General features: G+C 72.6%; 10 protein-coding genes. 8 read left to right on the top strand and 2 right to left on the bottom strand.

All coding sequences use genetic code 11. The features are described 5' to 3' along the window. Positions 1-179 precede the first annotated feature (179 nt). The 3 genes from J5Y05_RS00270 to J5Y05_RS00280 all read left to right on the top strand — a co-directional run bounded on the left by J5Y05_RS00270 (position 180) and on the right by J5Y05_RS00280 (position 4875). Positions 180-893, top strand: a complete 714-nt coding sequence (locus J5Y05_RS00270) for a TetR family transcriptional regulator (RefSeq protein ID WP_247613977.1) — start codon at positions 180-182, stop codon at positions 891-893. Between the two features lie 459 nt (positions 894-1352). Then, positions 1353-2672, top strand: coding sequence for an aminotransferase class III-fold pyridoxal phosphate-dependent enzyme (locus J5Y05_RS00275; protein WP_210869577.1), 1320 nt, complete (start codon positions 1353-1355; stop codon positions 2670-2672). Between the two features lie 226 nt (positions 2673-2898). Then, positions 2899-4875, top strand: a complete 1977-nt coding sequence (locus J5Y05_RS00280; RefSeq protein WP_210867677.1) for an ATP-dependent DNA helicase — start codon at positions 2899-2901, stop codon at positions 4873-4875. A 151-nt stretch (positions 4876-5026) separates the two neighbouring features. Here the strand turns inward: J5Y05_RS00280 and lexA are convergent, their stop codons facing one another. Next, positions 5027-5806 (bottom strand): transcriptional repressor LexA, encoded by a 780-nt coding sequence (gene lexA / locus J5Y05_RS00285; RefSeq protein ID WP_030421242.1) that lies wholly within the window; start codon positions 5804-5806, stop codon positions 5027-5029. Positions 5807-6377: 571 nt separating this feature from the next. On the opposite strand from lexA, the gene nrdR reads away from it, so the two are divergent. Both nrdR and J5Y05_RS00295 read left to right on the top strand, forming a co-directional pair. Further along, positions 6378-6929 (top strand): transcriptional regulator NrdR, encoded by a 552-nt coding sequence (nrdR, locus tag J5Y05_RS00290; protein WP_210867678.1) that lies wholly within the window; start codon positions 6378-6380, stop codon positions 6927-6929. Between the two features lie 168 nt (positions 6930-7097). After that, a complete protein-coding gene (locus J5Y05_RS00295) occupies positions 7098-9989 on the top strand; it encodes a vitamin B12-dependent ribonucleotide reductase (RefSeq protein WP_210867679.1) in 2892 nt (963 codons plus the stop codon). A 103-nt stretch (positions 9990-10092) separates the two neighbouring features. Here the strand turns inward: J5Y05_RS00295 and J5Y05_RS00300 are convergent, their stop codons facing one another. Next, on the bottom strand, positions 10093-10626 hold the full coding sequence (locus J5Y05_RS00300; protein WP_307853612.1) for a TerD family protein: 534 nt from the start codon (positions 10624-10626) through the stop codon (positions 10093-10095). A gap of 154 nt (positions 10627-10780) precedes the next feature. On the opposite strand from J5Y05_RS00300, the gene J5Y05_RS00305 reads away from it, so the two are divergent. The 3 genes from J5Y05_RS00305 to J5Y05_RS00315 all read left to right on the top strand — a co-directional run bounded on the left by J5Y05_RS00305 (position 10781) and on the right by J5Y05_RS00315 (position 13145). Next, positions 10781-11386, top strand: a complete 606-nt coding sequence (locus J5Y05_RS00305) for a YdbC family protein (protein ID WP_210867681.1) — start codon at positions 10781-10783, stop codon at positions 11384-11386. Positions 11387-11564: 178 nt separating this feature from the next. Further along, the gene (locus J5Y05_RS00310; protein ID WP_210867682.1) at positions 11565-12224 is read left to right on the top strand and encodes a histidine phosphatase family protein; all 660 of its coding nucleotides are present in this window, start codon (positions 11565-11567) and stop codon (positions 12222-12224) included. 12 nt (positions 12225-12236) lie between these two features. Next, positions 12237-13145: an ADP-ribosylglycohydrolase family protein gene (locus J5Y05_RS00315; RefSeq protein WP_210867683.1), complete on the top strand. Its 909-nt coding sequence runs from the start codon at positions 12237-12239 to the stop codon at positions 13143-13145. Positions 13146-13499: the final 354 nt, after the last annotated feature.

The raw sequence follows: 13499 nt of genomic DNA on the forward strand, positions 1-13499 counted from the left end.
ATGGCTCAAGGGGGGTGGGAGGCGCGTCCAGAGGCGTGTACGGGGAGGGAAGGGCGCGCGGAGGTGACCGAGCCGGGCGGGCCGGGGGCGGAGGCGGGGTCGCGGTCCGGGCGGTGGCGGCCGGGGCCCCGGCGACGGCGCACGCCCCCCGTCCCGCGCGGTGTGAGAACGTGACGGGCATGGCAGCGAGACCCGGTGAGCCGCGGACCCGACGACCCAGCCCGCGCGGCGGCCCCAAGCCGAGGCTCACGCCCGAACTGGTCGTCGACACCGCGCTGCGGCTGACCCGCGACCACGGACTGGACGGCTGGACCGTCCGCCAACTGGCCCACGCGCTCGGCACCTGGCCCAACACCATCGCCCACCACGTCGGCGACCGGGACGCCGTCCTCGACGCCGTCGTCCAGCGCGTCGTGGCGCTGATGCCCAACCCGCCCGCCGACCTCGGCTGGCAGGAGTGGTTCCGCGCGCTGCTCCTCCCGAGCCGGGACATCATCGCCGGTTACACGGGAGTCGCCCGCCGCCTGGTCCGCGACGGCGCCACCGTCCCCGCCGCCCTGCCGATCATGGACCGGGGCATCGGCCTGCTCGCCGACGCGGGCTTCGGGCCGCGCGCCCCGCTCGCCTACGCCGTGCTGCTCAACACCTCGATGCTGCTCATCGCGCTCGACGACGACCGCAAGCTCGCCGGGCGCGGGCGGGGCGAGGCCGCCGCCGACCTGATGGCGATGGCGCCACCGGCCGGCGCCGGGGCCGGGTGGGAGGCCATGCGGCCCTGGCTGCGTGAGTGGGCCGACGACCCCGACGCCAGCAGGGAGCGGCTGTACCGCTACACGATCGAGTCCCTGCTCACCGGTCTCGAAGCGGACCGGGCGGCCGGGGCGGGCCGCTGACCCGGCCTCCGGACCTCTTCCCGTGAGGGATCTCGCGGTCACCCGTAACCCCGTACGCCGTGGGGGGTTGTCAGGGGTGGGGGGCCCGCTGTCCTGACGCGGGCCTGTGTGCCGAGCGCGACACCGTGCGCGACTCGCCTCTGGTCAGCGGGAGGGCGGAGAGCCGTGACGGAAACCGTGAACGGGAGCGGGGTCTCGTGGGAGCCGGGCGAGTACGGAACCGACGCGTCCGTACGAAACCGGGCCGGGCGGGACGCCATCCGGCGGGGCCGGGCCCTGCGCGACGGCACGGGGGACGACGGCCGCGGGCCGGGTGGTCACCGGCGGGACGACGGCCACTGGCGGGGTGACACCCGGGACGACGGCACCCGGCGGGGCGGGGCCCGTCCCGGCGCCGGGGGCGGGCACGGCGGGCCGGAGCGCGTCGGGCCGGAGCGCGGCGGGACCGGGCCGGACCCGGTGCCCGGAAGCGCCCCGTACGAACCGTCCGCGCGGGCGCGCGCGGCCCAGCCGGGCGCACCGAAACGCCAGACGGCACGCGAATGCGCCGCCCGCACCTACGTGCGCGCCCTGCCGATCGTCCCGGTCCGCGCCCGTGGCCTCCTCATCGAGGGCGCCGACGGCCGCCGCTACCTGGACTGTGCCTCGGGCGGCGGCGCCCTCGCCCTCGGCCACAACCACCCGGTCGTCCTGGAGGCTATCCGCAAGGTGCTCGACTCGGGCGCCCCCTTGCAGGTCATGGACGTCACCACCCCCGTCGAGGACGCCTTCGTCACCGAACTGCTGCGCACCCTGCCGCCCGGACTCGCCGACCACGCGCGCGTGCGGTTCTGCGGACCGGCCGAGGGCGACGCGGTCGTCGCCGCCCTCGCCCTCGTCCGTACCGCCACCGGACGCACCCGCGTCGTCCGCTGCACCGACGCCCCGCCCCCGGGCGTGCCCCGCGCCCGCGACCCGCGCGCGCCGTACGACCTCGTGTCCGTGCGCGTGAGCGGCCCCGGCGCGCACGCGCCGGAGGCCCTGCTCGACGGCGTGGCGGGGGAGGGGCCGCCCGCCGCCCTCCTCGTCGAACCGGTCAGCGGGGAGGGCCGGATGACCCCCGCCCCGGACGAGTGGATACGCGGCCTGCGCCGCCTCACCTCCGCACGCTCCGTCCCCCTCATCGCCGACGAGACGGCGACCGGCGTCGGCCGGACCGGCGCCTTCTGGGCCGTCGAGCACAGCGGGATCACCCCCGACGTCCTGGTCCTCGCCGAGGCGACCGGCGGCAGCCTGCCGCTCACGGCCCTCGTCCACCACGCCGACCTGCCGGTGGGGGAGCCCCTCGGCGGCGCCTTCCGGGGCAACCAGCTCGCCCTGGCCGCGGGCGCCGCGACCCTCGCCCACGTCCGCGAGCACCGGCTCGCCGAACACGCCGCCGCCCTGGGCGCCCGCATACTGGCGCGGCTCCGGGAACTGGAGGGCCGCCCGGCCGGTGTGGTCGGCGCCGTGCGCGGGCGGGGCCTGCTGATCGGCATGGAGACGGCCGCCCCGCACCTCGCCGCCGCGATCCGCCGGGAATGCCTGCGGCGCGGGCTGATCGTGGACATCGGCGGCCCCTGCGGCGACGTCGTCCGGCTGCTGCCCCCGCTGACCGTCACCGAGGAACAGGCCACGGCCGCGCTGGACCGCCTGGCCGACGCGGTCGCGGCGGTGGAGGCGGTCGCGGCGGCGGAGGCATGCGAGGCGGTGGAGGCGGACCGCCCCACCGGCCCGGTCCCCACGCCGACGGTCCGCTGACCCCGCGCGTGGCACGCCCGCCCGCGCCGGTCGGCAGCGTCTTCCCGCACCCTCCCCCCCCGGTGGACCGGTGCCGCCCGCGACGCGGCCCGCACCCGCCGACCCGCCCGCCTCCCCGTCCAGGAGCCCCCTTGCCTTCCCCTCCGCCGTCGCCCCGGACCCTCCCGCCGCCCGGCACCGGATCGGGGCCACGAATGTCGGTGCCGGGCCGTAGGGTGGTCGCGCTATGACGAAGCCCTCACTCCCCGAACTCCTGCACGCCGCCGTCGTCGCCGTCGGCGGAACGGAGCGTCCCGGCCAGGTGACCATGGCCGAAGCCGTCGCCGAAGCGATCGACGACGGCTCCCATCTGCTCGTCCAGGCCGGCACCGGCACCGGCAAGTCGCTCGGCTACCTCGTGCCCGCGCTGGCCCACGGTGAGCGCGTCGTCGTGGCCACCGCCACCCTCGCCCTGCAACGCCAGCTCGTGGAACGCGACCTGCCGCGCACCGTCGACGCGCTCCACCCGCAACTGCGCCGCCGCCCCGAGTTCGCCATGCTCAAGGGCCGGTCGAACTACCTGTGCCTGCACCGCCTCCACGAGGGGATGCCCCAGGACGAGGAAGAGGGCCTGTTCGACCAGTTCGAGGCCGCCGCCCCCACCAGCAAGCTGGGCCAGGACCTGCTGCGGATGCGCGACTGGGCGGACGAGACGGAGACCGGGGACCGCGACGACCTCACCCCCGGCGTCTCCGACCGGGCCTGGTCCCAGGTCTCCGTCTCCTCCCGCGAATGCCTCGGCGCCTCCAAGTGCGCCTACGGCGCGGAGTGCTTCGCCGAGAACGCCCGGGAGCGCGCCAAGCTCTCCGAGGTCGTCGTCACCAACCACGCCCTGCTCGCGATCGACGCCATCGAGGGCGCCCCGGTCCTGCCGCAGCACGAGGTACTGATCGTCGACGAGGCGCACGAACTGGTCTCCCGGGTCACCGGCGTCGCCACCGGCGAACTCACCCCCGGCCAGGTCAACCGGGCCGTGCGCCGGGCCGCCAAGCTGGTCGACGAGAAGGCCGCCGACCAGCTCCAGACCGCCGCCGAGGGCTTCGAGCGGCTGATGGAGCTGGCCCTTCCGGGCCGCCTGGAGGAGATCCCGGAGGACCTCGGCTACTCCCTCATGGCCCTGCGCGACGCCTGCCGCACGGTGATCTCCGCGATCGGCGCGACCCGCGACAAGTCCGTGCAGGACGAGGACGCGGTCCGCAAACAGGCCCTGTCCTCCGTCGAGTCCGTGCACGAGGTGGCCGAGCGGATCAGCAACGGCTCCGAGTGGGACGTCGTCTGGTACGAGCGGCACGACCGCTTCGGCGCCTCCCTGCGCGTCGCCCCCATGTCCGTCTCCGGGCTGCTGCGCGAGAAGCTGTTCACCGACCGCTCGGTCGTCCTCGCCTCCGCCACCCTGAAGCTCGGCGGCGACTTCAACGGCGTCGGCGCCTCCCTCGGCCTCGCCCCCGAGGGCACCGAGGGCGACGACGTGCCCCAGTGGAAGGGCATCGACGTCGGCTCGCCCTTCGACTACCCCAAGCAGGGCATCCTGTACGTCGCCCGGCACCTGGCCCGCCCGGCCCGGGACGGCGACCGCGCCGACATGCTCGACGAACTCACCGAGCTGATCCAGGCCGCCGGCGGTCGTACGCTGGGGCTCTTCTCCTCGATGCGCGCGGCCCAGCTCGCCGCCGAGGAACTGCGCACCCGCATCCCCGAGTTCCCGATCCTCCTCCAGGGCGAGGAGACCCTCGGCGAGCTGATCAAGAACTTCGCCGCCGATCCGCGGACCTGCCTCTTCGGCACGCTCTCGCTCTGGCAGGGCGTCGACGTGCCGGGTCCGAGCTGCCAGCTCGTCGTCATGGACAAGATCCCGTTCCCGCGTCCGGACGACCCGCTGATGAGCGCGCGCCAGAAGGCGGTCGAGGAGGCCGGCGGCAACGGCTTCATGGCGGTCGCGGCCACCCATGCCGCCCTGCTCATGGCCCAGGGAGCGGGCCGGCTGGTGCGGGCGTCGGGCGACCGCGGTGTGGTCGCGGTCCTCGACCAGCGGCTGGCGACGGCCCGGTACGGAAGCTACCTCAAGGCGTCCCTGCCCGACTTCTGGTACACCACGGACGGCGGGCAGGTCCGTAAGTCCCTGGCGGCGATCGACGCGGTGGCGCGGCAGACGGAAGCCGGCTGAGCCCGGGGCCCCAAGGGTCGAAGAGGCCCGGCACCCGCGGTGCGGGGCCGGGCTCAGTGCAGGGCCCCGGAACCGGCGCAGTGGTCCCGGGGCCCCGTCGAGTCGGCGGGTCGGCGCGTCCTCCGCAGGGGACGTCCGCCCGCCGTGGCGTTCAGACGCGACGCAGTACGGCCACCACCTTGCCGAGGATGGTCGCGTCGTCACCGGGGATGGGCTCATAGGCCGCGTTGTGCGGGAGGAGCCAGACGTGGCCGTCCTCGCGCTTGAAGCGCTTGACGGTGGCCTCGCCGTCGAGCATCGCGGCGACGATGTCGCCGTTCTCCGCGACGGGCTGGCGGCGGACCGTGACCCAGTCGCCGTCGCAGATGGCGGCCTCGATCATGGAGTCGCCGACCACCTTGAGGACGAACAGCTCACCGTCGCCGACGAGCTGCCGGGGCAGGGGGAACACGTCCTCGACCGATTCCTCGGCGAGGATCGGGCCACCGGCGGCGATCCGGCCGACGAGCGGGACGTAGGACGCGGCCGGCTTGCCGGCGGTGTCGGTGGGCTGCGCCGAGGCGGCCTGGTCGGAGCCGCGGACCTCGTAGGCGCGCGGACGGTGCGGGTCGCGGCGCAGGAAGCCCTTGCGCTCCAGCGCCATGAGCTGGTGCGCCACGGAAGAGGTGCTGGAGAGACCGACGGCCTGGCCGATCTCGCGCATGGACGGCGGGTAGCCGCGCCGCTGCACGGAGTCGCGGATGACCTCGATCACCCGGCGCTGGCGGTCGGTGAGACCGGAGCTGTCGGCCCGGATGCCGGGGGGCCGGCCCGGCAGGGAGCGCTTGTGCCCCTCGGGATTCGCGGCGTCGCTCATCGCGTGCATCTGCTCAGGTCGGCCCTGGGGGCGGTCCTGGGCAGTGATGGTCGCACTGTCTGCGGTGGTGGTCACGTCGGCCCCTCTCGATGGTCTCCCTGCTGCACAACGGTAGTTGCTTTCGAAAGGTTGCGCCAAACACACGTTCGAGTGAAAAACCGTGAAGCGCTCGCTTTGATCATGTGTGCGGGTGTATGGCTCTCGCATTGCCGGTCGGGCAAAAGGGCCTATTGCTGTACTCTTCACCGCCGGGGTGACCGTGTCGCGGCTCCCGGACAGTCTGCCATCCGGTCGTCCGTTCGACAGGGGGCGGGCCCCTTTCGCGCGGTAGCCTCACCCCGCCTCCCCGCGGCGCTCACCGTATCCCCGTACCGGCCGGCCCCCGGCGGCGCGTCCGGGGCGCGCGCCCGCGGGCGACACGCCGGGGCGGAACGCTCGGGCCTGCACGGACGGGAATGACACGCGTGCGAGGCGTGTTTATCTGAGCCAATCCCCACATGTAGTGGTTGGATTGCGGTTGCAGCCCATAAGTTGTGGTGACCCCGGTCTTCCGGCCCGTCGCGATCGCCTATGCTGGGGGCTGCTTCGAGGGGGCCGAAGGGTCTCCCGAGGCCATCGAGTCTGCTGTGAGGAGGGTTGGGAGTTCATGCACTGCCCCTTCTGCAGGCATTCCGACAGTCGTGTGGTCGACAGCCGTACGACCGACGACGGCACGTCGATCCGCAGACGCCGTCAGTGCCCCGACTGCTCCCGCCGTTTCACGACCGTGGAGACGTGCTCTCTCATGGTGGTGAAGCGGTCCGGGGTCACCGAGCCGTTCAGCCGCACCAAGGTCATCAACGGCGTGCGCAAGGCCTGCCAGGGCCGTCCTGTCACCGAGGACGCCCTCGCCCAGCTCGGCCAGCGGGTCGAGGAGGCCGTGCGGGCCACCGGGAGCGCCGAGCTGACCACCCACGACGTGGGGCTGGCCATACTCGGTCCGCTACAGGAACTCGACCTCGTCGCCTACCTGCGATTCGCCTCCGTCTACCGGGCGTTCGACTCGCTGGAGGACTTCGAGGCGGCGATCGTGGAGCTCAGGGAGGCCGCGGTCCGGCCCGGCGGAGACGCCGGGGACACCGGCCCGGGGGGCCGGGAGGGCGACCGCGGGTCCACGGGGGCGGGTCACGTCCCCGAGCCCGCAGGCGCCGCCGACTGAGCGGCGGGCCGGACCCGGACCTCCGGGGCAGGGCCCGGCCGCGGGGCGGCGCGTGAGAAAGACCTGTTGCGGGCCGAGTGCGAGCTGCCCGCAACACCAGACAGAACACCGTGCCCACGGGAACATTCGGGGCACTTCAGGGCGTTTTCGCCCGTACAGGGAGGCGGCATGACAGAGACGGCGAGCGGTCCGGCACGGAGTTCCCGCGCCAAGGGCACCAAGGCGGTCAAGGGACTCCGTGTCGAGCGCGTCCACACCACTCCCGGGGTTCACCCCTACGACGAGGTGGCCTGGGAGCGTCGTGACGTCGTCATGACCAACTGGCGCGACGGTTCGGTCAACTTCGAACAGCGCGGCGTCGAGTTCCCCGACTTCTGGTCGGTGAACGCGGTCAACATCGTCACCAGCAAGTACTTCCGCGGTGCTGTCGGCACCCCGCAGCGCGAGACGAGCCTCAAGCAGCTCATCGACCGCATCGTGAAGACCTACCGGCAGGCCGGCGAGGACCACCGCTACTTCGCCTCGCCCGCCGACGCCGAGATCTTCGAGCACGAGCTGGCGTACGCCCTCCTGCACCAGATCTTCAGCTTCAACAGCCCCGTCTGGTTCAACGTGGGCACCAAGCAGCCCCAGCAGGTCTCCGCCTGCTTCATCCTGTCCGTCGACGACTCCATGGAGTCGATCCTCGACTGGTACAAGGAAGAGGGCATGATCTTCAAGGGCGGCTCCGGAGCCGGCCTCAACCTCTCCCGTATCCGTTCCTCGAAGGAACTCCTCTCCTCCGGCGGCAACGCCTCCGGCCCGGTCTCCTTCATGCGCGGAGCCGACGCCTCCGCCGGCACCATCAAGTCCGGCGGCGCCACCCGCCGGGCCGCAAAGATGGTCGTCCTCGACGTGGACCACCCGGACATCGAGGACTTCATCGAGACCAAGGTCAAGGAAGAGGAGAAGATCCGCGTCCTGCGCGACGCGGGCTACGACATGGACCTGGGCGGCGACGACATCGCCTCCGTCCAGTACCAGAACGCCAACAACTCCGTCCGCGTCAACGACGAGTTCATGAACGCGGTCGAGCGGGGCGGACGCTTCGGCCTGCGCGCCCGGATGACCGGCGAGGTCATCGAGGAGGTCGACGCCAAGGCGCTCTTCCGCAAGATCGCCGAGGCCGCCTGGGCCTGCGCCGACCCGGGCATCCAGTACGACGACACCATCAACACCTGGCACACCTGCCCCGAGTCCGGCCGGATCACCGCGTCGAACCCGTGCAGCGAGTACATGCACCTGGACAACACGTCCTGCAACCTCGCCTCGCTGAACCTGATGAAGTTCCTCAAGGACGACGGCCAGGGCCACCAGACCTTCGAGACCGAGCGCTTCCAGAAGGTCGTCGAGCTGGTCATCACCGCGATGGACATCTCCATCTGCTTCGCGGACTTCCCGACCCAGAAGATCGGCGAGAACACCCGCGCCTTCCGCCAGCTCGGCATCGGCTACGCCAACCTCGGTGCCCTGCTGATGGCCACCGGCCACGCCTACGACTCCGACGGCGGACGCGCCCTCGCCGGCGCCATCACCTCCCTGATGACCGGCACCGCCTACCGCCGCAGCGCGGAACTGGCCTCGATCGTCGGCCCGTACGACGGCTACGCCCGCAACGCGGACGCCCACAAGCGCGTCATGAAGCAGCACTCCGACGCCAACGGCACCGCCGTGCGCATGGACGACCTGGACAACCCGGTGTGGGCCGCCGCCACCGAGGCATGGCAGGACGTGCTGCGCCTGGGCGAGAAGAACGGTTTCCGTAACGCGCAGGCGTCCGTGCTCGCCCCGACCGGCACGATCGGCCTGGCGATGTCCTGCGACACCACCGGTGTCGAGCCCGACCTGGCGCTGGTCAAGTTCAAGAAGCTCGTCGGCGGCGGCTCGATGCAGATCGTCAACGGCACCGTCCCGCAGGCCCTGCGCCGCCTGGGCTACCAGGAGGAGCAGATCGAGGCGATCGTCGCCCACATCGCCGACAACGGCAACGTGATCGACGCCCCCGGTCTCAAGCAGGAGCACTACGAGGTCTTCGACTGCGCCATGGGCGAGCGCGCCATCTCCCCGATGGGCCACGTCCGCATGATGGCCGCCATCCAGCCGTGGATCTCCGGCGCCATCTCCAAGACGGTCAACATGCCGGAGTCGGCGACCGTCGAGGAGGTCGAGGAGATCTACTACGAGGCGTGGAAGCTCGGCGTCAAGGCGCTCGCGATCTACCGCGACAACTGCAAGGTCGGCCAGCCCCTCTCCGCCAAGAAGAAGGAACCGGCGCAGGAGAGCCCGGCCGAGACGCCCGCCGCGGCCCCGGTCGAGAAGGTCGTCGAGTACCGCCCGGTCCGCAAGCGCCTGCCGAAGGGACGTCCCGGCATCACCACGTCCTTCACCGTCGGCGGCGCCGAGGGCTACATGACCGCCAATTCCTACCCGGACGACGGTCTCGGCGAGGTCTTCCTGAAGATGTCCAAGCAGGGGTCGACCCTCGCGGGCATGATGGACGCCTTCTCCATCGCGGTCTCCGTCGGCCTCCAGTACGGCGTGCCGCTGGAGACGTACGTCTCGAAGTTCACCAACATGCGCTTCGAGCCGGCCGGCATGACGGACGACCCGGACGTGCGGATGGCGCAGTCGATCGTCGACTACATCTTCCGCCGCCTGGCGCTCGACTTCCTGCCCTTCGAGACGCGCTCCGCGCTCGGCATCCACTCCGCCGAGGAGCGCCAGCGCCACCTGGAGACGGGCTCGTACGAGCAGTCCCTGGACGACTCGGACCTCGACGTGGAGTCCCTGGCCCAGTCGGCGCCGCTCGCCCGGGAGCACCAGGCCGTCGCCACCCCGAAGGCCCGCGCCGAGGTGGCCGGACCGGCCCCGCAGCAGGCGCACACCAGCGCCGAACTGGTCGAGATGCAGCTCGGCATCCAGGCGGACGCCCCGCTCTGCTTCTCCTGCGGCACCAAGATGCAGCGCGCCGGCTCCTGCTACATCTGCGAGGGCTGCGGCTCCACCAGCGGATGCAGTTGACCCCGGGAACCGCGCACGCCTGAGCGCGTGAGCGGATGAGCGCCTGAGCGAAGACGAGGGGCACCGGCCGACGCCGGTGCCCCTCGTCGTGTGTCCGGGCCCGTCAGGCCCCGCGCCGCGCGCCCATGAGGCGGGTGAACGACGCCGGATCGCCCTCGAAGCCGTGGACACCGGCGCGGAACTCCCACGCCCCCGACTCGGCCCGGACGAACTCGGCGACCGTCGCCGCCACCGACTGGGCGACGCCGCCGAAGTCGTCCTCGGCCAGCACCGTGTACCCCTCCCGGATGCGCAGCCCCGGCCGGACCACGTCGGCGAAGGGCAGGCGCCCGGAACGCTGCTGGATCGCGACGCCGACCACCACCCGCCGGTACTCGGAGGCGAGCCGGTCCAGCTCCAGCGTCATCACCTCGTCGTCGCCGAAGCCCTTGCCGTCCTGGCTGTCCCGGTTGAGCACGATCGTGCCGTCGGGCGAACGGCTGTCGAAGTGCACCAGATACGAAGGAGCGCCGTACGGATCGGCCGCCGGATAGGTTCCGGCGACGAGGTCCAGGTCGGCGGGCGGCCGGCCCGCGGGGGACGGGTCCCACCGCAGCGCGACCTCGACCTTGCGGATTCCCTTGCTGAGGCCGTTCACAGACTTCCCCTTCCGGTTCCCGCCCTGCGAGTCCACCCAACTGCCCGGCAGTGACGGCCGGTTGTCCATCCTGCCACGTATGTGACGGGTGTCGGGGAAGTGTGGCTGGTCCGAGGGCCACCTGTGGCGCGCTCCCTGGCCTTACCATGGCGCGGTGCTGGTCAAGTGGACACGCTGCACCGTGGTGGACCGCCGGGGGTTCGAGCGGGGGCAGCGGAAATGGGCGGGGCTCCCGGGGGAGCCGGGGTTTCGCGGTCAGGGGGGAGGGTGGAGCAGGATACGGCCGGACGTGGCGCACGTCTTCGCGTTCTGGGAGAGCCGGACCTTCTACGACTCCTTCATGGCACGGTCCCATGACCGCCTCGCCTCGTCCCAGGCCGGCACCTTCACGGACGGCGAGGTCAGGCTCTTCGACCACCGGTTCGACGTGAAGACCGGGTTCGAGCCCCGCTTCACCGACGCCGACCTGCTCCGGGTGGCGCTCGCCCGGGTCCACGAGGAGCGGGCCGAGCACTACGTCCTCATGCAGGAGAAGGTCTGGAACCCGGCGATGGCCGGCTCGCCCGGCATGATCCGCGGCCTGTTCGGCGAGGCGCCCGGCAGCGAGTACCTCGTCCTGTCCATGTGGCAGTCGGCCGCCGAGCACGGCAAGTACCGCACCGAGCGGATCGAGCGGCTCGCGCTGCGCGCCCAGACCGAGGCGGACATCGCGTCCCTCACCGGCGACATCGTGGAACTGGAGCCGTCCTGGACCGTGTGACCCGGCGACGGGGCGAGGCCCGGGTCGTGTGACCCGGCGACGGGGCGAGGCCCCGGTACGGTGCCGGGGTGCCTCCCGGACACCCCGACCGCCTCCGACATGCGGGGACGGTGTGACCCACGACGTACCGGGACGGTACGACCGAGACGTTTCGTGCGTCTCGATCTAGGGTGCAGACATGGCACGACCACGGCGCATCGTTCTCGTCCGGCACGGGGAGTCGACGGGCAACGTCGATGACTCCGTGTACGAGCGGGTCCCCGACCACGCACTCGCCCTCACCGAGAGGGGCTGGGCCCAGGCCGAGGAGACCGGCAAGAGGCTGCACGAGGTGTTCGGCCACGAACGCGTCAGCGTGTACGTCTCCCCGTACCGCCGCACGCACCAGACGCTGCGCGCCTTCGACCTCGACCCCGGGCTCATACGCATACGGGAGGAGCCCCGGCTGCGCGAGCAGGACTGGGGCAACCTCCAGAACCGGGAGGAGGTGCTCCTGCAGAAGTCGTACCGCGACACCTACGGTCACTTCTTCTACCGCTTCGCCCAGGGCGAGTCCGGCGCCGACGTCTACGACCGGGTCGGCGGCTTCCTGGAGAGCCTCTTCCGCAGCTTCGAGGAGCCCGACCACCCGCCGAACGTCCTCCTGGTCACCCACGGACTGGCCATGCGGCTCTTCTGCATGCGGTGGTTCCACTGGACGGTCGCGGAGTTCGAGTCGCTGTCGAATCCCGGGAACGCGGAGATGCGGATGCTCGTTCTCGGGGAGGACGGCAGGTACACCCTCGACCGGCCCTTCGAACGCTGGCGAGATCCGGAACCGTACGGGATCACCGGATAGAGTGGCAGGGCGATGACCGGTCAATCCTCTTCCGAAGGGCGCCTGGACCGCGCCCTGGCCAGCCTGCGCGGGCTGTCGGTGGGCGACGCGCTCGGCTCGCGGTTCTTCGTCCCCTCGAACTACCCCCTGCTGAAGCGCCGCGAGCTGCCCTCCGGCACCTGGCAGTGGACGGACGACACGGAAATGGCGGCCTCCGTGGTCGCGGTCCTCCTGGCCCACGGCCGCATCGACCAGGACGCGCTGGCGCACTCCTTCGCCGCGCACCACGACGTCGACCGGGGCTACGGCCCGGCGGTCGACCGGCTGCTGCGCCTGGTCGGGGAGGGCGGCGACTGGAGGGAACTGGCCGCCGCGCTCTTCAACGGCCAGGGCTCCTGGGGGAACGGCGCCGCGATGCGCATCGCGCCCCTGGGCGCCTGGTACGCGGACGATCCGGAGCAGGCGACCCACCAGGCGGAGATCTCGGCCTACCCCACCCACCAGCACCGCGAGGCGGTGGTCGGCTCCATGGCGGTCGCCGCCGCCGCCGCGCTGGCGGCGGCCCCCGACGGCCCGCCCACCGGCCCCGCGCTGCTCGACGGCGTGATTTCGCTGGTGCCCAGGAGCGCGGTCGGCGCCGGGCTGCGCCGCGCGCGGGACATGCTCGACTACGGGGACACGGCCACGGTCGCCGCGGTCCTGGGCTGCGGTCGGCGGACGACCGCCCACGACACGGTGCCCTTCGCCCTGTGGTCCGCCGCGCGGGCCCTCGGCGACTACGAGCGCGCGTTCTGGACGACCGTCCAGGCGGGCGGGGACGTGGACACGACCTGCGCCATCGTCGGCGGGGTCGTCGCGTCCGGCGGCCCGGCGGGTGCCCCGCCCCGGCAGTGGGTGGAGCGCACGGAGGCGCTGCCGGGGTGGATGGGCGTCACCGTGTGACGTCGTCGTCCGGTGGCGACGAGCGGGAGTGTGTGACTTTCCGTGACGCTCGGGAACTCTGGGTGACGGTCGCCCGTTTTCATGACATCAGCCGTGCGGGGTGGTGAGTCCTCGCGCGGGACGGGGTGTCGTGAGGGGGTGGGGTCATGCCCGTGGGGCCGGTCGTGGGCTGGGGCTGGAGCGGGGGCTGGGGCGGGGCGGTGGCCGTGACCGTGGTGCCGGTCGCGATGGTGGTCGCGGTGGTCGCGGTGGTGGCGGCCGTCGGGATCGTGCTCGTGGGGGCCGTGTCCTCCCGCGTCGTGCTCGCGGGCCGACGGGGCCGACGGAGCGGAGGGGGTGTGCGGTGGCCGGTGG

This window comes from Streptomyces tagetis (assembly GCF_018069565.1).
Lineage (GTDB): Bacteria > Actinomycetota > Actinomycetes > Streptomycetales > Streptomycetaceae > Streptomyces > Streptomyces tagetis.